The sequence below is a fragment of the Nocardiopsis sp. CNZ308 genome, assembly GCF_004217075.1.
The window spans coordinates 3,159,926-3,184,429 of the sequence record NZ_SHKJ01000001.1; the positions used below are offsets into that span (position 1 = coordinate 3,159,926).

The following is a 24,504-nucleotide window of genomic DNA, read 5'->3' on the forward strand; positions in this document are numbered from 1 at the left end:
CGGCGTCCGGGCGCGGGGCGGGGGCATTCGATTTGGCAGACCACCCCCGGATCCCTGTATAGTCATGACCAGCGCAAGGGGGCAACACCCCCGGGGCGGACGAGAGAAAGCCCCACCAGCGCGCCCCTTTAGCTCAGTCGGCAGAGCGTCTCCATGGTAAGGAGAAGGTCTACGGTTCGATTCCGTAAAGGGGCTCCACCACTTGACGGGGTACGGTCCACTCAGGTGGGTGGCCGGAGGGAGCATCCGCCGGCCTGCACCGGGTCACTGCCCTGGTAGGGTTGTGGTCCCGTTGATCGGGGCGGGGTAGCTCAGTCGGTAGAGCAAGCGGCTCATAATCGCTGTGTCGTCGGTTCAAGTCCGGCCCCCGCTACCAACCCGCTGACCCCTGAGCCCACATCTCAGGGGTCGTCGCGGGCGTTTACTACTGTTTCCAGCGAGAAAGGCACTCCGAAGTGGCTGCCACCGACGTGAGGCCGAAGATCACCCTGGCCTGCCAGGAGTGCAATCACCGGAACTACATCACCCGCAAGAACCGTCGGAACACCCCCGACCGTCTCGCGATCAAGAAGTTCTGCCCGAACTGCCGCAAGCACAACGAGCACCGCGAGACCCGTTAGGTCCCGCGCGAGCGCCCCTGTCGAGCGCGATCGTCTCCGCCGCGACGTCGCAGAGGCAGTTCTCGAAGGCTTCCAGCCCGGTGAGCGATCCGCTCACCGGGCTGTTCGCGTGTCCGGGCCCCTTCACGACAGGAGCAGGAGAGAGCGTGGCGATCAACCCTGACTACCTCGGCCGGGAGTACCCCGCGCCGGAGGCCTACGAGGTCACCCGGGGCAAGATCCGGGAGTTCGCCGAGGCGGTCAACGACCCCAACCCGGTCTACACCGACCAGGCCTCGGCCCGGGCGGCCGGACACCCCGACGTGGTCGCCCCGCCCACCTTCCCGGTCATCCTGGGGATGGCGGGCTCGGCCCAGGCCATCGCCGACCCCGACCTCGGCCTGGACTTCTCCCGGGTCGTGCACGGCGACCAGAGCTTCCGCTACAGCCGTCCGCTGCACGCGGGGGACGTCCTCAGCAGCGTCACCCGCATCACGGCCATCCGGGCCCTGGGCGGCAACGAGCTGATCACCCTGGAGACCGCGGCGCACGACGCCGACGGCGAGCACGTGGTCACCGCCACGATGATGCTGGTCGCGCGAGGAGGAGAGGCATGAGCAGGCTGCGCCACGCCGACGTCGAGGTCGGCACCGAGCTGCCCGAGCGCACCTTCCCGGTCCGCCGCCTGGACCTGGTCCGCTACGCGGGCGCCTCGGGCGACTTCAACCCGATCCACTGGAACGAGCGCTTCGCCAAGTCGGTCGGGCTGCCCGACGTCATCGCGCACGGCATGTTCACCATGGCCGAGGCCGCGCGGGTGGTCACCGACTGGGCGGGCGACCCCGGCTGCGTCGTCGACTACTCGGTGCGCTTCTCCGCGCCCGTGGTGGTCCCCGACGACGACGAGGGCGCCGAGATCACGGTCGGCGGCAAGGTCAAGACCAAGAACGACGACGGCACCGTCACGGTGCTGCTGACCGCGCGGTCGGGCGGCGCCAAGGTCCTGGTGCAGTCCAAGGCCACCGTGCGCCTGGCGAGGTAGACGTGACCGCACTCTCCGAGTACACCACCCTGCGCCTGGGCGGCCCGGCGCGGACCTTCCTGGTCGCGGGCACCACCGACGAGCTGGTCGCCGCCGTGGCCCGGGCCGACGCCGCCGGCGAGCCCGTCCTCGTCCTGGGCGGCGGCAGCAACCTCGTGGTCTCCGACGACGGGTTCCCCGGAACGGTGATCCTCGTGGACTCCAAGGGCGTCTCCTTCGAGGAGGCGGGCACCGACGACGAGGGCGAACCGGTCGTGCTGCTGCGCGCCGACGCCGGCGTGGAGTGGGACCCGCTGGTGGAGCGCGTCGTGGCCGAGGGCCTCAGCGGACTGGAGTTCCTGTCGGGCATCCCCGGCCGGGTCGGCTCCACGCCCATCCAGAACGTGGGCGCCTACGGCCAGGACGTCAGCCAGACCATCCGCGAGGTGCTCGTCCACGACCGGCGCACCGGCGAGCGGCGCCGGATGACCAACGCCGAGTGCGGCTTCAGCTACCGCGACAGCGTCTTCAAGGGCGACGACCGCCACGTGGTGTGCGAGGTGGTCTTCGCGCTGCGCCGCTCCAAGCTCAGCCGTCCGGTCGCCTACGCCGAGGTGGCCCGCACCCTGGGAGCCGAAGCCGGCGCCCGGGTGCCGCTGGAGCGGGCGCGCGAGACCGTCCTGGGACTGCGCAGGGGCAAGGGCATGGTCCTGGACCCCGCCGACCCCGACACCCGCAGCGCCGGGTCGTTCTTCACCAACCCGGTGGTCACCGCCGAGGAGTTCGCGGCCGTGCGCGAACGGGCTGCCGCCCGCCTGGGCGCCGACGTGCGGGTGCCCGGCCACCCCGACGCGCGGGGGAACGTCAAGCTCTCCGCGGCCTGGCTGATCGACCGCGCCGGGTTCACCAAGGGGTACGGCGACGGCCCCGCGCGCATCTCCGGCAAGCACAGCCTCGCCCTGACCAACCCCGGCGGCGCCACCACGAAGGACCTGCTGGAGCTGGCCCGCGAGGTGCGGGCGGGCGTGGAGGAGGCCTTCGGGGTCCGCCTGGTCAACGAGCCGGTGATGGTCGGCGTCTCCCTCTGAGCCGGTGCCCCGCGCCCCGGCCCCAGCCGCGCCCAATTTCGGAGTTGGGCGCGGCAAACTTGTTTTTCAGGGCGGGCTGATAAATCAATTCAGTAAAGCCATGAATTGCATTCCCCTGCTGTTCTGTCATAAAGTCGGAGGCGTCGAAGGGGAGTAGTCCCCAATGCGTGCGATCGACACACTGGCCGCCCCGCGGCCCGGTCGTACGAGCCCGGCCAGGCCAGACACGCCTGGCCAGGAGCGGACGAGACCTTTGACCCGGAAAAGACCGGGTTGAAGTGGTGTCCGCCTCCTTCTGCCCAGACATCATCGGACGGAAGGGGAAAGCATGACGGGGTTCGCCGCCGGGCTGGCATTCAGCGCCTTCGCCATCTTCATCGCCGAAATGGGCGACAAGACCCAACTCGTGGCCATGTCCCTGGCCACCCGCTACCGGGCCCTCACGGTCATCCTCGGCATCACCGCCGCCACCGCCGTCGTGCACGCGGGCAGCGTCCTGCTGGCCGAGGTCCTGGGCGCCGCCCTCCCCACCGACTGGCTCACCCTCGCCGCCGGCGTCGCGTTCCTGTTCTTCGGCGCGTGGACCCTGCGCGGCGACGAGATGAGCGACAAGGACGAGGCCCGCGCGGCCTCCCGGCGCATCCGCTCCGCGTTCGCGACCGTCTTCGTCGTCTTCCTCGTCGCCGAACTCGGCGACAAGACCATGCTCGCCACGATCACCGTCGGCACCCAGCACCACTGGCTGCCCGTGTGGATCGGCTCCACCGTGGGCATGGTCGCGGCCGACGCCATCGCCATCGCGCTGGGCGCCGTACTCGGCAAGAAGCTGCCCGAGCGCGCCATCCAGATCGGCGCGGCCACCCTGTTCTTCGTCGCGGGCGTCGCCATGCTGGGCCAGGGAGCCTGGATGCTCCTCGCCTGAGCCCTGAGCCCTGAGCCCTGAGCCCTGAGCCGGATGGGGCGGGCGGCCCCGGCGGGGCCGGGACCGAGCCCCGGGCGGCCTCGGCCGCCGCGAGCGGCCGGAGCCGGAGCGGCTCAGTCCCCGACGGGCTCCGGGTCGGCGGCCAGCCACGCGTCCACCCCGGCCAGCAGCTCCTTGCGCAGCGACTCCGGCGCACCCGAGCCGCGGACCGACATCCGCGCCAGCTCGGCCAGCTCCGGGTCGGAGAACCCGAGCACCTCGCGGGCGATCCGGTACTGCTCCACCAGGCGCGGCCCGAACAGCAGCGGGTCGTCGGTGCCCAGCGCGACCGGAACCCCGGCGTCGAAGAGCGTGCGCAGCGGCAGCTGCCCCAGGTCGTCGTACACCCCCAGGCCCACGTTGGAGGTCGGGCAGACCTCCAGGGTCACCCCGCGTTCGGCGATCCGCTCCACCAGCCTCGGGTCCTCCACGGCCCGCACGCCGTGCCCGATCCGGTCGGCGTCCAGCACGTCCAGGCACTCGCGCACGCTGCGGGGCCCCTGGAGCTCGCCGCCGTGCGGAGCGGAGAGCAGCCCGGCCCGCCGCGCGATCCGGAACGCCCCCTCGAACTCCAGGGCGCGGCCACGCCGCTCGTCGTTGTTCAGGCCGAAGGACACCACGCCCCTGCCCGCGTACTGGCGGGCCAGGCGGGCCAGCACCTTGGCGTCCAGCGGGTGCCTGGTGCGGTTGGCCGCCACCATCAGGCCGACGTGCACGCCGGTCTCGCGCTCGGCGGCCCGGGCCGCGTCCAGGAACAGCTCCAGGGTGGCGGTGAGCCCGTCGAAGAGCGACGCGTAACCGCTCGGGTCCACCTGGATCTCCAGCCAGCCGGACCCGGCCGCGCGCTCGTCCTCGGCCGCCTCGCGCAGCAGCCGGTACACGTCCTCGGGTCTGCGCAGCACCGACCGGGCGATGTCGTACAGGCGCTGGAAGCGGAACCAGCCGCGCTCGTCCGTCGCGCGGAGCCTGGGCGGCCACTCCTCGACCAGGGCCTGGGGGAGGTGGATGCCGTGCTCGGCGGCCAGCTCCACCAGGGTGGGATGGCGCATCGATCCGGTGAAGTGCAGGTGCAGGTGTGCTTTGGGCAGCCGGTCCAACCGGCGGGCGCTGGTCGGTGTCTCCATGACGTAAGCCTGCCGTATGCGGGGCGCCTCCGGTGCCAGTACGCCCCACCCGGCCGCGCGGGGCCGGTCCCCGTACACGCGGACGCGCCCCGGGGAACCTCGTCCCCGGGGCGCGTCCGGCGGTCGTGCGGCCTACTTGGCCTCGGCCAGCAGCTTCTGGATGCGGCTCACGCCCTCGGCGAGGTCCTCGTCGCTGAGCGCGTAGGACAGGCGCAGGTAGCCGGGGGTGCCGAAGGCCTCACCGGGCACCACGGCGACCTCGGCCTGCTCCAGGATGAGCTCGGCCAGCTCGGTGGAGGTCTGCGGCGTCCGGCCCCGGATCTCCTTGCCCAGCACGCCCTTGACCGAGGGGTAGGCGTAGAACGCGCCCTGCGGCTCGGGGCAGACCACGCCGTCGATCTCGTTGAGCATGCGCACGATCGTCTTGCGGCGGCGGTCGAAGGCCTCGCGCATCGTCGCCACGGCGTCCAGGTCGCCCGAGACCGCGGCCAGGGCGGCGGCCTGCGAGACGTTGGCGACGTTGGAGGTGGCGTGCGACTGGAGGTTGCCCGCGGCCTTGACCACGTCCTTGGGGCCGATGATCCACCCCACGCGCCAGCCGGTCATGGCGTAGGTCTTGGCCACGCCGTTGACGATGACGGTGCGGTCGGCGATCTCGGGCACCTCGACGGGCAGCGAGGAGAACTCGGCGTCCCCGTAGACCAGGTGCTCGTAGATTTCGTCGGACAGCACCCACAGGCCGTGCTCGTTCGCCCAGCGGCCGATCTCGCGGACCTGCTCGCGCGGGTACACGGCGCCGGTCGGGTTGGACGGGGAGACGAACACCAGGACCTTGGTGCGCTCGCTGCGCGCCGCCTCCAGCTGCTCCACACTGGCCAGGTAGCCGGTGCTCTCGTCGGTGACGACGAAGACCGGGACGCCGCCCGCGAGCTTGATCGACTCGGGGTAGGTGGTCCAGTACGGGGCGATGACGATGACCTCGTCGCCCGGGTCCAGCATGGCGGCGAAGGCCTCGTAGATGGCCTGCTTGCCGCCGTTGGTCACCAGGACCTGGGCGGGGTCGACCTCGTAGCCGGAGTCGCGCAGGGTCTTCTCGGCGATGGCCTTCTTGAGCTCGGGCAGGCCGCCGGCGGGCGTGTAGCGGTGGAACCGGGGCTCACGGGCGGCCTCGACGGCGGCCTCGACGATGTAGTCGGGGGTCGGGAAGTCGGGCTCTCCCGCGCCGAAGCCGATGACGGCACGGCCCTCCGCCTTCATCGCCTTGGCCTTGGCGTCCACGGCCAGGGTGGCGGACTCGGAGATCGCGCTGATACGTGCAGAGAGACGGGGTCGATCAGTCATGCGTCCCATGTTGTCATGCGCCCCTGGTCCGGGCGCGGGCGGGAAGGAGGGCGCAACCGGACGAAGGGGCCGTTCACCCTCCTCGGAGGGACGAACGGTTTGGTCACGGCGCCCCGAGCGCATACACTCTTTCGGGTCGGCCGGTCGTGGCCCAGGTGTTACCTGGCGCACGGTGTGCGCAGCGCACCGGAACCGGCTATGGTGGGATTGCAGTTTCCGCTAAGGGCAGTGGCTCAATTGGCAGAGCACCGGTCTCCAAAACCGGCGGTTGGGGGTTCGAGTCCCTCCTGCCCTGCACCTTCGCGCGTGCGGTGCGGCGCCCCGGCGGGCGCCGCACGGCACGGGCACCGAAACTACGGGGACAAGTAGCAGCCCGCGACCCTAAGGACCCCAGGTGACTCAGACTGACGCCGACGCCAAGCCCGACAAGGAGCCCAAGCGTCGTACCGGTCCGGTGACGTTCACCAAGCAGGTCGCCGGAGAGCTGCGCAAGGTCCGCTGGCCCACGCGCCGCGAGCTGGTGACCTACACCATCGTGGTCCTCGTCTTCGTTCTGGTCGTCCTGGGATACGTCTCCCTCGTGGACTGGGGCTTCGGCGAGGCGGTCACCTGGCTGTACGGCACGTTCGGCACCCCGCAGGGCGTCTGACCACCACTTCCGCGCCGCGTCCTCCGGCAGGAGCCGGGACGCGGCCTCCTCGTCCGCGCGTTGGTCCCGGTTCGCCCGGAGAGACCGTAAGCTGGCAGAACCGGGTTCGACGCACAGCGCTGCCTCGTGTGCGTCGCCCCGAGAGCGAATCCGACGAGAGAAAGAGCAGCCGTGTCCGAGTCCCCACTGACCTCTGACGACTTCCCCGAAGAGGAGCCGGTTCAGTCGTCGGCGGAAGAGACCGGCCTGGCGGGCGAGCTGCCGGAGGACGCGACCGACGCGGTCGACACCGACAGCCCGGAGCTGACCGGTGACGCCGACGCGTCCGAGGCCGCCGACGACCACGAGGGCGTCGTGGAGGAGGGCGAGGAGCAGGACGAGGCCGCCGAGGAGGAGGCCCCCCGCCTGGACCCCGTCGAGGAGTTCAAGAACGAGCTCGTCCTGCTGCCCGGCGACTGGTACGTCGTGCACACCTACGCCGGTTACGAGAAGCGGGTCAAGGCCAACGTCGAGAGCCGCACCCAGTCCCTCAACATGGAGGAGTACATCTTCCAGGTCGAGGTGCCCGAGCACGAGGTCACCGAGGTCAAGAGCGGCAAGCGCCAGCAGGTCACCGAGAAGGTCCTGCCCGGCTACGTGCTCGTCCGCATGGACCTGACCGACGAGTCCTGGTCGGCCATCCGCAACACCCCGGGCGTCACCGGCTTCGTGGGCCTGTCCAACAAGCCCGCGCCGCTGAGCCTGACCGAGGTGGCCAAGCTCCTCGCCCCCGAGCCGGAGGTGGAGCCGGAGCAGGCGCAGCAGGCCCGGAGCGCGGGCGGCGGCGTCGGCGAGGCCCGCATGGACGTGGCCTACGAGGTCGGCGAGTCCGTCACCGTCATGGAGGGTCCGTTCGCGACCCTGCCCGCGACGGTCAGCGAGATCAACCCCGACACCCAGAAGCTCAAGGTGCTGGTGTCGATCTTCGGCCGCGAGACCCCGGTCGAGCTGTCGTTCAACCAGGTCGCCAAGATCTAGTACGTCCACTCCCGGCCCTCACCGCTCGGGCCCGCGGTCGCGGAACGGCTGTCGGGGCACTCCACGCCCCCGCTGCTCGGGCCCGGGCCCCGCGGTCGTGAGGCGCCTGTCAGGGCACCTCCACAATCGGCATAGACTTGGTGGGTCCGCCCCGTGGCGGACCCACTCGCGTGTCCCGCCCCGGCGGGGCGCGCCCCGGTCCGCCCGGTCCCGGCGGGCCGACGCCCCGCGCCCGTCGAGCGCGGGGCCCCGCCTCCTTCGGCAGCGGTTCCCCGGCCCCCGCGGCCGCGCGGTGCCGTCAGGGAGGCAACGGGACCAGAACACAACGCAGATCAGGCAAAGGACCCGATATGCCTCCGAAGAAGAAACTGGCCGCACTCGTCAAGGTGCAGCTCCCCGCCGGTCAGGCCACCCCGGCGCCGCCCGTCGGTACCGCGCTCGGTCCGCACGGCGTCAACATCATGGACTTCTGCAAGCAGTACAACGCTGCCACGGAGTCCCAGCGCGGCAACGTCATCCCCGTCGAGATCTCCATCTACGAGGACCGTTCCTTCAGCTTCGTCACCAAGACGCCTCCGGCGCCGAAGCTGATCCTGAAGGCCGCCGGTCTGGACAAGGCCGCGACCGACCCGGGCCGCAGCACCGCCGGTTCCATCACCGCCGAGCAGGTCCGCGAGATCGCGCAGACCAAGCTGCCCGACCTCAACACCGAGGACATCGAGGCCGCCGCCAAGATCGTCGCCGGTACCGCCCGCTCGATGGGCATCGAGGTCAAGTAGTCCCCGCACGGTGGCACCGGTCCGCGGAAGACCGGAGCGACCGGGGACGCTCGACGTTCAAGAACCACCGTGGCAGGGCCAGGCGCTGGCCCGGTGACCACACGTTCCCCAGGAGAACAGAGTGAAGCGCAGCAAGAACCACCGCAAAGCCAGCCAGCAGGTGGACCGTGACAAGCTCTACGGCCCCGCCGAGGCCGTGAAGCTCGCCAAGGAGACCTCCACCGTCAAGTTCGACGCGACCGTCGAGGTCGCCCTGCGCCTGGGCGTCGACCCGCGCAAGGCCGACCAGATGGTCCGCGGCACCGTGAACCTGCCGAACGGCACCGGCAAGACCGCTCGGGTCCTGGTCTTCGCGACCGGTGAGCGTGCCGAGCAGGCCCTCGCGGCTGGCGCCGACATCATCGGCGACGACGAGATGATCGAGAAGGTCTCGAAGGGCTTCACCGACTTCGACGCCGTCGTGGCCACCCCGGACCTCATGGGCAAGGTCGGCCGCCTCGGCCGCGTGCTCGGTCCGCGCGGCCTGATGCCGAACCCGAAGACCGGCACCGTCACCCCCGACGTCGCCAAGGCCGTCACCGACATCAAGGGCGGCAAGATCGAGTTCCGCGTGGACCGCCACGGGAACCTGCACTTCATCATCGGCAAGGCCTCCTTCGACGACCAGAAGCTCCTGGAGAACTACCAGGCCGCGATCGACGAGGTGAACCGCCTCAAGCCGTCCGCCGCCAAGGGCCGCTACATCAAGAAGGCCGTGGTCTCCACGTCCATGGGCCCGAGCATCCCGCTCGAGGTCTAGCCTTCGCGGCTGCCCAGCGCAGACGAGAGCGGCCCCCGCTGTCCGAGAGGACGGCGGGGGCCGCTCCGCTTCTCCCGGGGCCCGTCCGGCCGCCGCGCGGCGGCCGGACGGGCCCCGAAGAGTTGCGACACGTGGACCTACATGGTGCTGATCTCGTCCTCTGCGGGCATCTCGAAGGAGGTCTCACCCAAGTTGGAGAAGACCATCGAGATGTCGGCCTCCTCGTCGGAGAAGTCCAGGCGCATCGGGAAGCCGTCGTCGGCCACCCAGACGGACACGTCGACGGGACCGCTGACGCCGCCCAACAGCTCGTTGACGGCGTCCTTCTGCTCCTGGTCCAGGGCCTCGACGTCCTCGCCGGTCATCGTGCCCTCGATGAGGGTGGTCGAGACGCCGCTGATCTCCTCGGTGCCCGTCTCCTCGATCTGCTCGATCTCCGCGAACGCCCCCACGAGGTCGGGGAGCGCGTTGATGTCGAACATCTCCTCCGGGGCGATCTGGTCGGTGTCCTGGGCGCCGCTGACCCAGGCGGTGTCGACCTCCTGGAGACCGTTGTGGTTGGAGACGAGGGCGTCGCCCTCCGCGGGGATGATGACGATGGACGTGCCGAGCTCCTCGGCGGTCAGGCCCAGGTCCTGGCCGGACATCTCGGTCAGCTCCAGGAGCATCTCGCCCATCGAGGGCATGACCATCGTGACCTTGGCCGCCTGCGGGTCCTCCATGACCTCGTAGGTCATGTCCATGTCGATGTCGCCCATGTCGGGGTCGGGCATGACCATCGAGATGTCGAGGGTGTAGTTGTCGACGCTCTGGGTGCTCTCGCCGAGACGGGCGACCAGGTCCAGGACGCTGCCGCCACCGCCCTCCTCGGGCGACTCGGCCGCCGCCTCGGCGGGCTCCTCCTCCGCGGCGCCTCCACCGCAGGCGGTGAGGGACAGGGCGAGGGTGCCGGCGGAGATCAGGACCGGCATACGGGTCTTCACGGGGTGTTCGCCTTCTTCTTTTGTGCGGGGGACACGGGCACGACAGGGAGCGGGGGTGCCCGGTATCGTCATGCTGCCATGTCGCAGGGACGTTCCGGTCCCTGCCGGTTCCTCCACCCGGTCGCCGCTTCCACATCCACCATGTCCGGGCGGTTCCGTGCACGCGGGGGAGTGAGCGCGATCACGGTTTCGGCCCTCCGGTGCGGAGCGGGGGCCCTCGTGTGTGCGGTACGATGGGTTCTTGCCGAAGACCGCTGGTCGTCACCCGAACGGGTGACCTAAGGGCCCATCCGCGATGGGCGCCCGCGCAGGTGTACAAGAGCTTCCCGTTCCACGCCGCGCCTTGCGCGGCCACCGGAACGCGGTCATGCCCCGTGCGCCTCGCGCCCGGGGCTTTTTCTCGTGCTGACGCCGATCGCCCGGGCCCTTGGAGTCAACCAGCGTTCAATGTTGGAAGGAGTCCCATGGCGAGGCCGGACAAGGCAGCCGCGGTCGCCGAACTCACGGGCGAGTTCCGTGAGTCGAACGGCGCCGTGCTGACCGAATACCGGGGGCTCACTGTCGCGCAGATCACTGAACTGCGTCGCAGCCTCGGCCAGAGCGCGCGTTTTCGCATCGTCAAGAACACGCTGACCAAGATCGCGGTCACGGAGGCCGGTGTCGACGAGCAGGTCAAGGACCTGCTCGAGGGCCCGTCCGCCATCGCCTTCGTCCACGGTGACGTGGTCGAGGCCGCCAAGGGTCTGCGTGACTTCGCGAAGGCGAACTCGCCCCTGGTGATCAAGGGCGGTGTCATCGACGGCAAGTCGATGAGCGCCGACGACATCACCAAGCTGGCCGATCTGGAGTCCCGCGAGGTCATCCTCGCGAAGCTGGCGGGTGCGCTCAAGGCCAAGCAGGGCCAGGCCGCCGCCGTCTTCCAGGCGCTTCCCTCCAAGACTGTGCGTCTCGCGCAGGCCCTGGCGGACAAGCGCTCCCAGGAAGCCGCCTGACCTTTTTGAAACCCGCCGGGCGCCGAGGGCGCTCGGACACTGACTCGCACGCGGGCCCGACAGGACCGCGTGTCCGCAGAGAAAGAGAGATCGCACCATGGCGAAGCTCAGCAACGAGGACCTGCTTGCCGCGTTCGAGGAGATGACCCTTCTCGAGCTGGCCGACTTCGTGAAGCTCTTCGAGGACAAGTTCGACGTCACCGCCGCCGCTCCGGCCGCCGTGGCCGTCGCCGCTCCCGGCCAGGGTGGCGGCGCCGCCGCCGAGGCCGAGGAGAAGGACGAGTTCGACGTCATCCTCGAGGGCGCTGGCGACAAGAAGATCCAGGTCATCAAGGAGGTCCGCGGCCTCACGAGCCTGGGCCTCAAGGAGGCCAAGGACCTGGTCGACAACGCTCCCAAGCCGCTGCTGGAGGGCGTCAACAAGGAGACGGCCGAGAAGGCCAAGGCCGCTCTCGAGGGCGCTGGCGCCTCCGTCACCCTCAAGTAGTCCCACGCGGGCCGCTGAGCGCCCGCTGGCCTGCTTTCGGCGGCCGTCCCTCCTCCCGGGGAGGGGCGGCCGCCTTCGTGTGTCCTGGAACCCCTCACCGCCTCTGCGCGGGCCTCCCGCGCCTTCCTCCGGCCCCCGCTCCTTCGCGCTCGGGCCCGTGATCCCGGCGCCCCCGCCCCCGCGGTCCCTCCTTCCCCCGCTCCGGACCGGTGTCCGCCGTGTCCCGCGCCCCGCCGCGTCCTCCGCCCCCGCCGCCCGGGTCCGGGGCCGCGGCGCCTCCGACGGCGCGCTGACCTGCGGCGGGTCCGGAGTCCTTTCCCCGCGCCCCGCCGTGTCCGTCACCGCTCGTCCCGTCCCCTGTGCGAAGCTGAGGGGGATCCGGCAGGTCCCGGAACCGGGGGTGCGTGTGCGAACTGTCCCCCGGACGCGCTAATCTCCCGTCCCGGGAAACCCGCTGAGGCCCGGAGGACGTGTTTACCCGCCTGAGGCGGGGGAATCCTTCGGATGTCGTTGGCTCCCGACCCCCGGGCCAGGGCAGGCGCACCAGTCCACCGGCGAGGTCGCCCGAGCGTTCCGGGCAGCCGGAAACCGGGCTCCTCCACCGGGAGCGGGCTTGACGGATCGCCCTCCAGGGGTGATCCTGCCGGTGTCGTGAGTGGCGCTGTGGACCGTGAGTGGACAGCGGTGTGGTGTTCGGCTACACTGCTCTTTTGCGCTGCCCTTTGGTGATCCCTGTGCCGGTGAAGGCTGCCGCCACTCCATTTTTCCGGACATTCCGGTGGCCCGCTCCCGCTCGATGTGACCGTCTCAACCGCGTTGCGGCGGTCCTTCTCGTGACGGATCGTCTGGCGTGCGCGCTTCAACCGCCACAAGCCTTCGGAAGGACCCCTGTTGGCAGCCTCGCGCAACGCCTCCGCTAACGCCCTTGGTCCGCACCGCGTTTCCTTCGCCCGTATCCAGGAACCACTGGAGGTCCCGAACCTCCTCGCCCTTCAGACCGAGTCGTTCGACTGGCTGCTGGGCAACGACAGGTGGAAGACCCGGGTTGAGACGGCCCGAAACGCTGGCCGCAAGGACGTTCCGGAGCAGTCCGGTCTCGAAGAGATCTTCGAGGAGATCAGCCCGATCGAGGACTTCTCGGGCACGATGTCCCTGTCGTTCCGCGACCACCGGTTCGAGCCGCCCAAGTACTCAGAGGATGAGTGCAAGGACAGGGACATGACCTACTCCGCCCCGATGTTCGTCACGGCGGAGTTCATCAACAACGACACCGGTGAGATCAAGAGCCAGACGGTGTTCATGGGCGACTTCCCGCTCATGACCGAGACCGGCACCTTCATCATCAACGGCACCGAGCGCGTCGTCGTGTCCCAGCTGGTGCGCTCCCCGGGCGTGTACTTCGACAAGTCCGTCGACAAGACCTCGGACAAGGACCTCTACGGCTGCAAGGTCATCCCGTCCCGCGGCGCCTGGCTGGAGTTCGAGGTCGACAAGCGCGACTTCGTCGGCGTCCGCATCGACCGCAAGCGCAAGCAGGGCGTCACCGTCCTGCTCAAGGCGCTGGGCTGGACCACCGACCAGATCCTGGAGCGCTTCGGCCAGTACGAGTCCATCCGCAACACGCTGGAGAAGGACCCCACGGCGGGCACCGACGACGCGCTGCTGGACATCTACCGCAAGCTGCGCCCCGGCGAGCCGCCCACGAAGGAGTCGGCCCAGGCGCTGCTGGAGAACCTGTACTTCAACCCCAAGCGCTACGACCTGGCCAAGGTCGGCCGTTACAAGATCAACAAGAAGCTCGGTCTGGACACCGACTACCGGCAGGGCACCCTCACCGAAGAGGACATCGTCGCCACGATCGACTACCTCGTCCGCCTGCACGCGGGTGAGACCGAGAAGGAGACCGTCAACGGTCCCCGTCCGATCGAGACCGACGACATCGACCACTTCGGCAACCGCCGCCTGCGCACCGTCGGCGAGCTCATCCAGAACCAGGTCCGCCTGGGCCTGGCCCGCATGGAGCGCGTCGTCCGCGAGCGGATGACCACCCAGGACGTCGAGGCGATCACGCCGCAGACCCTGATCAACATCCGTCCGGTCGTGGCCTCCATCAAGGAGTTCTTCGGCACCTCGCAGCTGTCGCAGTTCATGGGCCAGACCAACCCGCTGGAGGGCCTGACGCACAAGCGCCGCCTCTCCGCGCTGGGCCCGGGCGGCCTGTCCCGCGAGCGCGCGGGCTTCGAGGTCCGCGACGTGCACCCCTCGCACTACGGCCGCATGTGCCCGATCGAGACGCCCGAGGGACCGAACATCGGTCTGATCGGCTCGCTCGCCGCCTACGGCCGGGTCAACTCCTTCGGCTTCGTGGAGACCCCGTACCGCCGCATCATCGACGGCAAGGTCTCCGACCAGGTCGACTACCTGACCGCGGACGAGGAGGACCTCCACGTCATCGCGCAGGCCAACACGCCGATGAACCCCGACGGCTCCTTCGCCGAGGCCGGTGTGCTCGTGCGCCGCAAGGGCGGTGAGTTCGAGCAGGTCAGCACGGACGAGGTCGACTACATGGACGTGTCGCCGCGCCAGATGGTGTCGGTCGCCACCGCCATGATCCCGTTCCTGGAGCACGACGACGCCAACCGCGCCCTCATGGGCTCGAACATGCAGCGCCAGGCCGTGCCGCTGCTCATGGCCGAGTCGCCGTTCGTCGGCACCGGCATGGAGTACCGCGCCGCCACCGACGCCGGTGAGGTCGTCCTGGCGCAGAAGGCCGGTGTCGTCGAGGACGTCACCGCCGACTACGTCACCGTCATGGCCGACGACGGCACGCGCAAGACGTACCGCATGGGCAAGTTCCAGCGCTCCAACCAGGGCACCTGCTTCAACCAGCGGCCGATCGTGGCCGAGGGCCAGCGGGTCGAGGAGCGCCAGGTCCTCGCGGACGGCCCCTCCACCGACCAGGGTGAGATGTCGCTGGGCAAGAACCTGCTCGTGGCGTACATGTCCTGGGAGGGCCACAACTACGAGGACGCGATCATCCTCTCCCAGCGCCTGGTGCAGGACGACGTCCTGTCCTCGATCCACATCGAGGAGCACGAGGTCGACGCCCGCGACACCAAGCTGGGCCCGGAGGAGATCACCCGCGAGATCCCCAACGTCAGCGAGGAGGTCCTGGCCGACCTCGACGACCGGGGCATCATCCGCATCGGCGCCGAGGTCGTGGACGGCGACATCCTCGTCGGCAAGGTCACGCCCAAGGGCGAGACCGAGCTGACCCCGGAGGAGCGCCTGCTGCGCGCGATCTTCGGCGAGAAGGCGCGCGAGGTCCGCGACACCTCGCTCAAGGTGCCGCACGGCGAGACCGGCAAGGTCATCGGCGTCCGCGTGTTCAGCCGCGAGGAGGGCGACGAGCTCGCCCCCGGCGTCAACGAGATGGTCCGCGTCTACGTGGCCCAGAAGCGCAAGATCACCGACGGTGACAAGCTCGCTGGCCGCCACGGCAACAAGGGCGTCATCTCCAAGATCCTGCCCCAGGAGGACATGCCCTTCCTGGAGGACGGGACGCCGGTCGACATCATCCTCAACCCGCTGGGCGTGCCCGGCCGTATGAACGTCGGCCAGGTCCTGGAGGTCCACCTGGGCTGGCTGGCCAAGAACGGCTGGCTGGTCGAGGGGGTCGAGGAGGAGTGGCAGAAGTCGCTGGAGGCCATCGGCGCCACCGACGTTCCGCCGGACTCCCGCGTGGCCACGCCGGTCTTCGACGGCCTGCGCGGCGACGAGCTCAGCGGCCTGATCAGGTCGGTGCGCCCCAACGCGGACGGCAACCGCCTGATCAACGAGGACGGCAAGGCGCGTCTGTTCGACGGCCGCACCGGCGAGCCCTTCGCCGAGCCGATCTCCGTCGGCTACAAGTACATCCTCAAGCTCCACCACCTCGTGGACGACAAGATCCACGCGCGCTCCACCGGCCCGTACTCCATGATCACCCAGCAGCCGCTGGGCGGTAAGGCGCAGTTCGGCGGTCAGCGCTTCGGTGAGATGGAGGTGTGGGCGCTGGAGGCCTACGGCGCCGCCTACGCCCTCCAGGAGCTGCTCACCATCAAGTCCGACGACGTGGTGGGCCGGGTCAAGGTCTACGAGGCCATCGTCAAGGGCGAGAACATCCCCGAGCCGGGCATCCCTGAGTCCTTCAAGGTGCTCATCAAGGAGATGCAGTCGCTCTGTCTGAACGTGGAGGTGCTGTCCAGTGACGGTATGTCCATCGAGATGCGGGACAGCGACGAGGACGTCTTCCGCGCGGCGGAAGAACTGGGAATCGACCTGGGTCGGCGGGAGCCGAGCAGTGTCGAAGAGGTCTAACTTCCGCATTCTTCGAGAGCAGGGGACGAATTAAGTGCTCGACGTCAACTTCTTCGACGAGCTGCGCATCGGCCTGGCCACGGCCGACGATATCCGCCAGTGGTCGCACGGCGAGGTCAAGAAGCCCGAGACCATCAACTACCGCACCCTCAAGCCCGAGAAGGACGGACTCTTCTGCGAGAAGATCTTCGGTCCGACCCGCGACTGGGAGTGCTACTGCGGCAAGTACAAGCGCGTCCGCTTCAAGGGCATCATCTGTGAGCGCTGCGGCGTCGAGGTGACCCGTGCCAAGGTGCGCCGTGAGCGGATGGGCCACATCGAGCTGGCCGCTCCCGTCACGCACATCTGGTACTTCAAGGGCGTGCCCTCCCGCCTGGGCTACCTGCTGGACCTGGCGCCGAAGGATCTCGAGAAGATCATCTACTTCGCCGCCTACATGGTCACGTGGGTGGACACCGAGGCCCGTGAGCGCGACCTCCAGTCCCTGGAGGCGCGGATCTCGGTCGAGAAGCAGCACCTGGAGCAGCGCCGCGACTCCACCGTCGAGGACCGCCACCGCAAGCTGGAGGCCGACCTCGCCGAGCTGGAGGAGCAGGGGGCCAAGGGCGACGCCCGCCGCAAGGTGCGCGAGGGCGCCGAGCGCGAGATGCGCCAGCTGCGCGACCGCGCCCAGCGGGAGATCGACCGCCTCGACGAGGTCTGGAACCGGTTCAAGAACCTCAAGGTCCAGGACCTCGAGGGCGACGAGATGCTCTACCGCGAGATGCGGGACCGCTTCGGCAAGTACTTCCGCGGCGGCATGGGCGCCCAGGCCATCCAGGACCGGCTGGCCAACTTCGAGCTGGACGTGGAGGCCGAGAGGCTCCGGGAGATCATCCGCACCGGCAAGGGCCAGAAGAAGGCCCGCGCCCTGAAGCGGCTCAAGGTCGTCTCGGCGTTCCTCAACACCACCAACAGCCCCATGGGCATGGTGCTGGACTGCATCCCGGTCATCCCGCCGGACCTGCGTCCGATGGTGCAGCTGGACGGTGGCCGCTTCGCGACCTCCGACCTCAACGACCTGTACCGCCGTGTCATCAACCGCAACAACCGCCTCAAGCGGCTGCTCGACCTCGGCGCGCCCGAGATCATCGTCAACAACGAGAAGCGGATGCTCCAGGAGGCCGTCGACGCGCTGTTCGACAACGGCCGCCGGGGCCGCCCGGTCACCGGGCCGGGCAACCGTCCGCTCAAGTCGCTGTCCGACATGCTCAAGGGCAAGCAGGGCCGCTTCCGCCAGAACCTGCTGGGCAAGCGCGTCGACTACTCCGGCCGTTCGGTCATCGTCGTCGGCCCGCAGCTCAAGCTGCACCAGTGCGGCCTGCCCAAGCAGATGGCGCTGGAGCTGTTCAAGCCCTTCGTGATGAAGCGCCTGGTGGACCTGAACCACGCGCAGAACATCAAGAGCGCCAAGCGCATGGTCGAGCGGTCCCGCCCGGTCGTGTGGGACGTCCTCGAAGAGGTCATCACCGAGCACCCGGTTCTGCTCAACCGCGCCCCGACGCTGCACCGCCTGGGCATCCAGGCCTTCGAGCCGCAGCTGGTCGAGGGCAAGGCCATCCAGATCCACCCGCTCGTGTGCACGGCGTTCAACGCCGACTTCGACGGCGACCAGATGGCCGTGCACCTGCCGCTGTCCGCCGAGGCCCAGGCCGAGGCGCGGCTGCTGATGCTGGCCACCAACAACATCCTCAAGCCGTCCGACGGCAAGCCCGTGACCATGCCCACCCAGGACATGATCATCGGCCTGTTCTACCTGACGACGGAGAAGATCGGAGCCAAGGGCGAGGGGCGCTCGTTCCTCTCCCCGGCCGAGGGCATCATGGCCTACGACCTGGGGGACCTCGACCTCCAGGCGAGGATCAAGCTCCGGATCGCCGACGGCGCCCCGGCGCCGAAGGACTGGACGCCGCCGGAGGGCTGGACGCCGGGGGAGCCGTACACCCTGGAGACCACCCTGGGCCGGTACCTGTTCAACGAGACCACCCCGGTCGACTACCCGTACGTCAACTTCCAGGTGGGCAAGAAACAGGTCTCGACGCTGGTCAACGACCTCGCCGAGAACTACCCCAAGGTCCAGGTCGCCACGACGCTGGACGCCCTCAAGGACGCCGGTTACCACTGGGCCACCCGGTCCGGTCTGACCATCGGCATCGAGGACGTCGTCGCGCCGCCGCGCAAGACCGAGATCCTGGAGGGGTACGAGCGCAAGGCGGACAAGATCCAGCGCGAGTACGACCGCGGTCTCATCACCGACGACGAGCGCCGTCAGGAGCTCACCGAGGTGTGGACCCAGGCGACCACCGAGGTCGCCCAGGACATGGAGAGGAACTTCCCCGCCGACAACCCGGTGTGGATGATGGTCCAGTCCGGCGCCCGAGGCAACCCGATGCAGGTGCGCCAGATCGCGGGTATCCGCGGCCTGGTCTCCAACACCAAGGGTGAGACGATCCCGCGTCCGATCAAGTCCTCCTACCGCGAGGGCCTGTCCGTGCTGGAGTACTTCATCTCCACGCACGGCCAGCGCAAGGGCCTGGCCGACACCGCCCTGCGTACCGCCGACTCGGGTTACCTGACCCGTCGTCTGGTGGACGTGGCGCAGGACGTCATCGTCCGCGAGATCGACTGCGGCACGGAGCGCTCGCTCTGGCACGAGATCGGCGAGAAGAACGCCGCCGGCGTCGTCGTGCGCAAGCACAACGTCGAGAACACCGGTTTCGGCCGGACCATCGCCGAGGACGCGGTGGACGCGGAGGGCAACATCGTCCTCCCCGCCCTGAGCGACACCTCCGAGCAGAACATCGACAAGCTCATCGAGGCCGGGATCACCCGCGTCCGCGTGCGCTCGTCGCTGGTCTGCGAGGCCAAGATCGGCGTCTGCACCACCTGCTACGGCCGCTCCATGGCGACCGGCAAGCCGGTGGACGTCGGTGAGGCGATCGGTATCATCGCGGCCCAGTCCATCGGTGAGCCCGGCACCCAGCTGACCATGCGCACCTTCCACATGGGCGGTTCGGCCGGTCAGGACATCACCCACGGTCTGCCCCGTGTCCAGGAGCTCTTCGAGGCCCGCATCCCCAAGGGTGTGGCCCCGATCTCCGAGATGGAGGGCCGGATCCGGATCGACGACACCGAGAAGAGCCGCAAGATCGTCGTCATCCCCGACGACGGCACGGACGAGATCGCCTACCCGGTCCCGATGCGCGCCCAGCTGCTCGTCACCGACGGCGACCACGTCAAGGTCGGTCAGCAGCTGATCCAGGGTGCGATCAACCCGCACGAGGTCCTGCGCATCCAGGGCCCGCGCGCGGTGCAGCAGCACCTGGTGTCCGAGGTCCAGGAGGTGTACAAGTCGCAGGGTGTGTCCATCCACGACAAGCACATCGAGATCATCGTCCGCCAGATGCTCAAGCGGGTGAACATCCTGGAGTCGGGCGACACCGAGCTGCTGCCCGGTGAGATGGTCGAGCGGCCGAAGTTCGAGCGGATCAACCGCCGCGTCGTGTCCGAGGGCGGCCAGCCCGCGGCCGGACGCCCGGTGCTGCTGGGTATCACCAAGGCCTCGCTGGCCACGGAGTCCTGGCTGTCCGCGGCCTCCTTCCAGGAGACCACCCGGGTGCTCACCGAGAACGCGATCCACGGCAAGAGCGACCCGCTCCTCGGCCTCAAGGAGAACGTCATCATCGGTAAGCTCATCCCGGCCGGTACCGGCATTCCGCAGTACCGCAACATCCGGGTGGAGCCGACCGAGGAGGCCAAGGCCTCGATGTACTCGGTCTCCGGGTACGAGGAGCCGAGCGAGTACACCTTCGGACAGGGTTCGGGCGAGGCCGTTCCGCTGGAGGAGTACGACTTCGGACCGTACAACCGGTAGAAGCGGTTTGCTTGACTGACGGCGGCGGTATGCCACCCCTCGCGGGGGGTGGTACCGCCGCCGTTCCGCGCACAGGGTCCGCTGACGCGGACGGAAGACGGCGCTACTGCGCTGGCGGGAGAGGCACAGGTGACTGACAACGGGGGCGAACGGCGGGACTCCGACGCGGAGGACTCGTGGTTCAAGCCGAGCGAGAACCGCTACCGCACACAGTCGGACTACCAGGACCCGCTCGAATCCGAGGGGACCGCTGACACGGTCTTCCCGGACAGCGGGGGGTACGCGGGGCTGAGTTCGTCCCGTCCGGCCATGGTGGAGCCCTATCCGGAGGCGCTGGGCGGACCGCCGCCCCCCGTCTCCCACGGGATCTCCTACCCGGGCGCCGGGTCCGCGGCCTACCAGCCGCTGACCAGGGTTCCGGGGGAGGCAGAGGAGCCCTCCCTGCCGAGCGTCGCGGCCAGCGCCCAGGTGCCGCTCCCGTCGGAGCGGGGCGCCGACCGGTCCGAGGCCTGGTCCGACGGTCCCCGGACCCAGGAGATCCCCGCGCTGGGCGACCGGGGCGCCCCGGACGCCGGACAGCCCCGGGACGAGCCCTCCTCCGCACCCGGCTCCTCCGCGGCCGCCGAACAGCCGTGGGGTTCCGGCACACCGCTGGAAGACGACCGGAACGCGCCCTCCTGGGAGGCGTCGTCCGACACCGTCGGCGGCGCGCGCGGCTCCGCGGCCTGGGACGCCGACGCTCCCGCGCGCGGGGACGACCCCGGTGCCTCCGGTCAGCCGTGGGACGACGCTCCCTCCTCCGGTGTGCCCGGCGGCCAGCCGTGGGAGGACGCTCCGGTCGCCGATCGGCGCGATCCTCTCGACGACGGCCTCGGCACGGCCCCGTGGGACGCCCCGGCCTCCGCTGGGGCGGGCACCGCCGGTGCCCGGCCGTGGGAGGACGACACCCGCCCTCCCTCTCCCTCTTCCTGGGACGCCGACGCCCCCGCCCGCGGGGACGACCCCGGTGCGTCGGCCCCGTGGTCGGACTCCCCCGGAACCGGTGGTTCCGCGGAGGGCGGTTCGGCCGACGCATCCCTGCCCTGGGACACCCCGTCCCCCTCCGCACCCGGTCAGCCCTGGGACGACGCCCCGGACCGCGGCCGGGACACCGCCGACGACGGCCTGGGCCCCGCGTCGTGGGAGGCTCCCTCCTCCGGTGTGCCCGGCGGCCAGCCGTGGGAGGACGCTCCGGTCGCCGATCGGCGCGATCCTCTCGACGACGGCCTCGGCACGGCCTCGTGGGACGCCCCGGCCCCCGGCGCCCGGTCGTGGGGGGAGGAGACCAGTTCGCCCTCCTCCTGGGACGTCGACGCTCCCGGCGGCAGCGACCGGGACCCCGCTCCCTGGCCGGAGGCCTCCGGCAGCGGCGGCCCGGCGGAGGGCACCCGGCCCTGGGACACCGGCTCCGCCGGCGACCGCGGCACCTGGAACGCCGACCGGGGCGCCCAGCCCTGGGACGACGCCCCCGCGGGCGGTACGCGCGATCCGCTCGACGACGGTCTGGGTCCCGCGTCCTGGGAGGCCCCGGCCCCCGGCGCGTCCGGCCAGCCGTGGGACGACGACGCCCCGGGCCGCGGCCGTGACGCGGCCGACGACGGCCTGGGCCCCGCGTCGTGGGAGACGCGGCCCTCCTCCGCGACCGACCAGCCCTGGGGCCCCGACCCCGCCGGCGACCGCGGTCCGTGGACCGCTGACCGGGGAGGCCAGCCCTGGGAGGACGGCACACGCGCCTCCTCCGGCTGGGACGACGACGCTCCCGTCCGCGACCGCGACCGCGACCGCGGCCCGGCCTCATGGACCGACGTGCCCGGACCCGACGGCAGTTCCTGGGACGACGACGCCCCGGCGGACCGGCCCCGGGACGACCGCGCCCCCCGGCACGGGACCGGAGCGCGCGGTGCCGACGCCTGGGACGACCGCCCCTACGACGACGACCCCCTCGGGGGAGACCGCGCACGCGGCCGCTCCTGGGACGACGACGAACTCGGCGGCGACTTCCGGGGCGCCGACAGCACCCCCCTGGGCGCCGACGCCCTGGACGCCTGGGCGCCCTCCGGCCGCACCGGCGACCGGCCCGGCGCGGACTCCGGCGGCTCGTGGGGCGACGGGTACGGCGACGAGCTCTCGCCCTCCGGGCTGGGCACGGGCAGCGGCAACACCTGGGCGTTCGACCGCAACGACCCCCGGCTGCCGGACGTGGTCCGCGAGGCGGAGCAGCGCCGCAGGGAGTCCTCCTCCGGACGGGCCGAGACCGTCGACTGGGGAGGACCCGACACCGGTGAGCTCTCCGCGGCGGTCCCCGGCGCGGACGATCCCCTGGGCGCGATCGCCGACATGCAGTCGCGCGCCCGCTCCAGGGACCAGGACCTGCCGGACGACCCCGGCGGGGCCACCCAGATGTTCGACGCCCGCGCCCTGGCCGGGGAGGGGGACTGGGAGGACGACGACGAGTTCCGGCGCGACGTCCCCCCGCGCGGTGACGACGGGGCGGACTACGGCCACTACGACGACGACCCCGAAGGGCCGGAGTACGGCCACGACGGGGACGCGGACCGGCCGGAGCCGGAGTACGCCTACGACGACGACCCCGAGCCCCGCGGTGACGAGCGCGACGACCGCGACGACTCCGAGTACGAGGACGGGTTCACCCCGGCCGACTACGGGATGCCCGCCGCCCCGGCGGGCCGCAGCAAGCGCCGCAAGGACCCGATCGCCGACGAGTTCCCCGGCTTCGGCGACCGCCCCCTGGGCGGCGAGGCCGGTGACGCCTACCCCGGCTACGACAGCATCGACTTCCTCGCCGACACCGAGCGGGGAGCGACGCTCACCCTGTGGCTGGGCGTGGCCTCGCTGCTGCCCGGCGTGGGACTGGTCACGGCCGTCCTGGCCCTTCTGGTCACCGGGCCCAAGGCCAAGAGGGCGATCCGCGAGTCCCGCGGGCAGCTCGACGGCCTCGGTCTGATCACGACCGGAACGGTCTTCGCCGTCGTCGGCATCCTGGTGACGGTGATCTCCGTCGCCCTCTGGCTGGTCCTGTAGCGCGACGGCCGCCTCTCGGGGACAATCGTCCCTGGGAGGCGGCCTTCATCCTTCGTCCGCGCCCTCTGCGAAGCGGGGCCGAGCAGCCCAGGGACCGCGTAGACTGGTGGTGACCCACGGCTGAGCGAGGATCCGTCCCGACGGTTCCCGCCATGTCGCACATCGTTTTGACCGTCCTGACGGCAAGCGGTAGCCTGTGTGATTGTGCCCGTGAGTCGACGGGTCGCACATGTGTGTGCGGCGCCCGGTTCCGCAGACGAGGACCTACGGTGCGCGGCGCATGTGAACCCCCTCCCATGATTCGACCTCTCGGTCGGGTGTGATCTCGTTTTCGCCATGCGCGGGAACGAACGCGACACGCCCGACATCGGGGGTCGGGGAGGTTCGGGAAATCCAGCAGGTCAATAGCGATATCGGCTACGAGAACCGGCGTAGGTCACGAGGAAGACGGAGACGCGGTGCCCACCATCCAGCAGCTGGTCCGCAAGGGCCGACAGGACAAGGTCGCAAAGAACAAGACCCCGGCGCTGAAGGGGAGTCCGCAGCGTCGTGGTGTGTGCACTCGTGTCTACACCACCACGCCCAAGAAGCCGAACTCCGCTCTGCGCAAGGTCGCCCGAGTCAAGCTGAGCAGCCAGATCGAGGTCACGGCCTACATCCCCGGCATCGGCCACAACCTGCAGGAGCACAGCATCGTGCTCGTGCGCGGTGGCCGTGTGAAGGACCTGCCGGGTGTCCGTTACCGCATCGTGCGCGGCTCGCTCGACACGCAGGGTGTCCGTAACCGCAAGCAGGCGCGTAGCCGTTACGGCGCCAAGAAGGAGAAGTAAGCATGCCGCGCAAGGGCCCGGCGCCGAAGCGCCAGCTCATCACCGACCCGGTCTACGGCTCGCCGCTCGTCACCGCACTGATCAACAAGGTGCTGCTCGACGGCAAGCGCTCCATCGCCCAGAGCGTCGTCTACGACGCCCTGGAGGGTGCTCGCGAGAAGACCGGCCAGGACCCGCTCGTCGTCCTGAAGCGGGGTCTGGACAACGTCAAGCCCGCGCTCGAGGTCCGCAGCCGCCGCGTCGGCGGCGCGACCTACCAGGTGCCGGTCGAGGTTCGCGCCTCCCGGTCCACCACGCTGGCCCTGCGCTGGCTGGTCTCCTACGCGCGCCAGCGTCGCGAGAAGACCATGACCGAGCGCCTGATGAACGAGCTGGTCGACGCCAGCAACGGTCTCGGCGCGGCCGTCAAGAAGCGTGAGGACACGCACAAGATGGCCGAGTCGAACAAGGCCTTCGCGCACTACCGCTGGTAATTCCGGCG

At 70.2% G+C, this 24,504-nt stretch carries 19 protein-coding genes and 3 tRNA genes; 19 read left to right on the forward strand and 3 right to left on the reverse strand.

What is annotated here, in order from left to right:
• Window positions 1-122: 122 nt before the first annotated feature.
• The 7 genes from EV372_RS13800 (at window position 123) to EV372_RS13830 (ending at window position 3,630) form a co-directional block, all read left to right on the forward strand.
• Window positions 123-198 (forward strand) — tRNA-Thr (locus EV372_RS13800).
• Between the two features lie 102 nt (window positions 199-300).
• Window positions 301-376 (forward strand) — tRNA-Met (locus EV372_RS13805).
• Between the two features lie 79 nt (window positions 377-455).
• Window positions 456-620, forward strand: a complete 165-nt coding sequence (gene rpmG / locus EV372_RS13810; RefSeq protein ID WP_013156089.1) for a 50S ribosomal protein L33 — start codon at window positions 456-458, stop codon at window positions 618-620.
• 146 nt (window positions 621-766) lie between these two features.
• Entirely contained in the window at window positions 767-1,216 is a 450-nt protein-coding gene (locus tag EV372_RS13815; RefSeq protein WP_013156090.1) for a MaoC family dehydratase N-terminal domain-containing protein, read from the forward strand.
• Window positions 1,213-1,641: a MaoC family dehydratase gene (locus EV372_RS13820; protein WP_130396339.1), complete on the forward strand. Its 429-nt coding sequence runs from the start codon at window positions 1,213-1,215 to the stop codon at window positions 1,639-1,641. Before EV372_RS13815 ends, EV372_RS13820 begins: the two co-directional genes overlap by 4 nt.
• Before the next feature lie 2 nt (window positions 1,642-1,643).
• Window positions 1,644-2,708, forward strand: coding sequence for a UDP-N-acetylmuramate dehydrogenase (locus tag EV372_RS13825; RefSeq protein WP_130396340.1), 1,065 nt, complete (start codon window positions 1,644-1,646; stop codon window positions 2,706-2,708).
• Window positions 2,709-3,036: 328 nt separating this feature from the next.
• Window positions 3,037-3,630 (forward strand): TMEM165/GDT1 family protein, encoded by a 594-nt coding sequence (locus EV372_RS13830; protein ID WP_013156093.1) that lies wholly within the window; start codon window positions 3,037-3,039, stop codon window positions 3,628-3,630.
• A gap of 113 nt (window positions 3,631-3,743) precedes the next feature.
• Here EV372_RS13830 and EV372_RS13835 read toward each other — a convergent pair whose 3' ends face one another.
• Both EV372_RS13835 and EV372_RS13840 read right to left on the reverse strand, forming a co-directional pair.
• Window positions 3,744-4,793: an adenosine deaminase gene (locus EV372_RS13835; RefSeq protein ID WP_013156094.1), complete on the reverse strand. Its 1,050-nt coding sequence runs from the start codon at window positions 4,791-4,793 to the stop codon at window positions 3,744-3,746.
• Window positions 4,794-4,925: 132 nt separating this feature from the next.
• Entirely contained in the window at window positions 4,926-6,134 is a 1,209-nt protein-coding gene (locus EV372_RS13840; protein ID WP_174547194.1) for a pyridoxal phosphate-dependent aminotransferase, read from the reverse strand.
• Window positions 6,135-6,356: 222 nt separating this feature from the next.
• Here EV372_RS13840 and EV372_RS13845 point away from each other — a divergent pair.
• The 5 genes from EV372_RS13845 (at window position 6,357) to rplA (ending at window position 9,378) form a co-directional block, all read left to right on the forward strand.
• Window positions 6,357-6,429 (forward strand) — tRNA-Trp (locus tag EV372_RS13845).
• A gap of 99 nt (window positions 6,430-6,528) precedes the next feature.
• Window positions 6,529-6,783 carry a preprotein translocase subunit SecE gene (gene secE / locus EV372_RS13850; RefSeq protein WP_013156096.1) on the forward strand — a complete coding sequence of 85 codons (255 nt, stop codon included), beginning with the start codon at window positions 6,529-6,531 and terminating at the stop codon, window positions 6,781-6,783.
• A gap of 171 nt (window positions 6,784-6,954) precedes the next feature.
• On the forward strand, window positions 6,955-7,800 hold the full coding sequence (nusG, locus tag EV372_RS13855) for a transcription termination/antitermination protein NusG (protein WP_130396341.1): 846 nt from the start codon (window positions 6,955-6,957) through the stop codon (window positions 7,798-7,800).
• 350 nt (window positions 7,801-8,150) lie between these two features.
• Complete coding sequence (gene rplK, locus EV372_RS13860) at window positions 8,151-8,579, forward strand: 50S ribosomal protein L11 (protein WP_013156098.1); 429 nt, start codon at window positions 8,151-8,153, stop codon at window positions 8,577-8,579.
• 121 nt (window positions 8,580-8,700) lie between these two features.
• Window positions 8,701-9,378 carry a 50S ribosomal protein L1 gene (gene rplA, locus EV372_RS13865; RefSeq protein ID WP_013156099.1) on the forward strand — a complete coding sequence of 226 codons (678 nt, stop codon included), beginning with the start codon at window positions 8,701-8,703 and terminating at the stop codon, window positions 9,376-9,378.
• 137 nt (window positions 9,379-9,515) lie between these two features.
• Here rplA and EV372_RS13870 read toward each other — a convergent pair whose 3' ends face one another.
• A complete protein-coding gene (locus EV372_RS13870; protein WP_486483977.1) occupies window positions 9,516-10,361 on the reverse strand; it encodes a LolA-like protein in 846 nt (281 codons plus the stop codon).
• A gap of 464 nt (window positions 10,362-10,825) precedes the next feature.
• Between EV372_RS13870 and rplJ the strand changes: the two genes are divergently transcribed.
• The 7 genes from rplJ (at window position 10,826) to rpsG (ending at window position 24,496) form a co-directional block, all read left to right on the forward strand.
• Entirely contained in the window at window positions 10,826-11,353 is a 528-nt protein-coding gene (rplJ, locus tag EV372_RS13875; RefSeq protein WP_013156102.1) for a 50S ribosomal protein L10, read from the forward strand.
• Between the two features lie 97 nt (window positions 11,354-11,450).
• Window positions 11,451-11,840: a 50S ribosomal protein L7/L12 gene (rplL, locus tag EV372_RS13880; protein ID WP_013156103.1), complete on the forward strand. Its 390-nt coding sequence runs from the start codon at window positions 11,451-11,453 to the stop codon at window positions 11,838-11,840.
• Between the two features lie 891 nt (window positions 11,841-12,731).
• Entirely contained in the window at window positions 12,732-16,199 is a 3,468-nt protein-coding gene (rpoB, locus tag EV372_RS13885; RefSeq protein WP_130396342.1) for a DNA-directed RNA polymerase subunit beta, read from the forward strand.
• A gap of 34 nt (window positions 16,200-16,233) precedes the next feature.
• On the forward strand, window positions 16,234-20,112 hold the full coding sequence (locus EV372_RS13890; protein WP_130396343.1) for a DNA-directed RNA polymerase subunit beta': 3,879 nt from the start codon (window positions 16,234-16,236) through the stop codon (window positions 20,110-20,112).
• A gap of 129 nt (window positions 20,113-20,241) precedes the next feature.
• A complete protein-coding gene (locus EV372_RS13895) occupies window positions 20,242-23,193 on the forward strand; it encodes a hypothetical protein (RefSeq protein WP_130396344.1) in 2,952 nt (983 codons plus the stop codon).
• A gap of 458 nt (window positions 23,194-23,651) precedes the next feature.
• On the forward strand, window positions 23,652-24,023 hold the full coding sequence (gene rpsL / locus EV372_RS13900) for a 30S ribosomal protein S12 (RefSeq protein ID WP_013156106.1): 372 nt from the start codon (window positions 23,652-23,654) through the stop codon (window positions 24,021-24,023).
• A gap of 2 nt (window positions 24,024-24,025) precedes the next feature.
• On the forward strand, window positions 24,026-24,496 hold the full coding sequence (gene rpsG / locus EV372_RS13905) for a 30S ribosomal protein S7 (RefSeq protein WP_013156107.1): 471 nt from the start codon (window positions 24,026-24,028) through the stop codon (window positions 24,494-24,496).
• Window positions 24,497-24,504 lie beyond the last annotated feature (8 nt).

Bases quoted from the DNA above. Each gene is read 5' to 3' on its own strand.
- EV372_RS13820 (WP_130396339.1), top strand. From the start codon at position 1,213: ATGAGCAGGCTGCGCCACGCCGACGTCGAGGTCGGCACCGAGCTGCCC.
- EV372_RS13830 (WP_013156093.1), top strand. From the start codon at position 3,037: ATGACGGGGTTCGCCGCCGGGCTGGCATTCAGCGCCTTCGCCATCTTC.
- EV372_RS13835 (WP_013156094.1), bottom strand. From the start codon at position 4,793: ATGGAGACACCGACCAGCGCCCGCCGGTTGGACCGGCTGCCCAAAGCA.
- EV372_RS13840 (WP_174547194.1), bottom strand. From the start codon at position 6,134: ATGACTGATCGACCCCGTCTCTCTGCACGTATCAGCGCGATCTCCGAG.
- rplK (WP_013156098.1), top strand. From the start codon at position 8,151: ATGCCTCCGAAGAAGAAACTGGCCGCACTCGTCAAGGTGCAGCTCCCC.
- rplJ (WP_013156102.1), top strand. From the start codon at position 10,826: ATGGCGAGGCCGGACAAGGCAGCCGCGGTCGCCGAACTCACGGGCGAG.
- rplL (WP_013156103.1), top strand. From the start codon at position 11,451: ATGGCGAAGCTCAGCAACGAGGACCTGCTTGCCGCGTTCGAGGAGATG.
- rpsG (WP_013156107.1), top strand. From the start codon at position 24,026: ATGCCGCGCAAGGGCCCGGCGCCGAAGCGCCAGCTCATCACCGACCCG.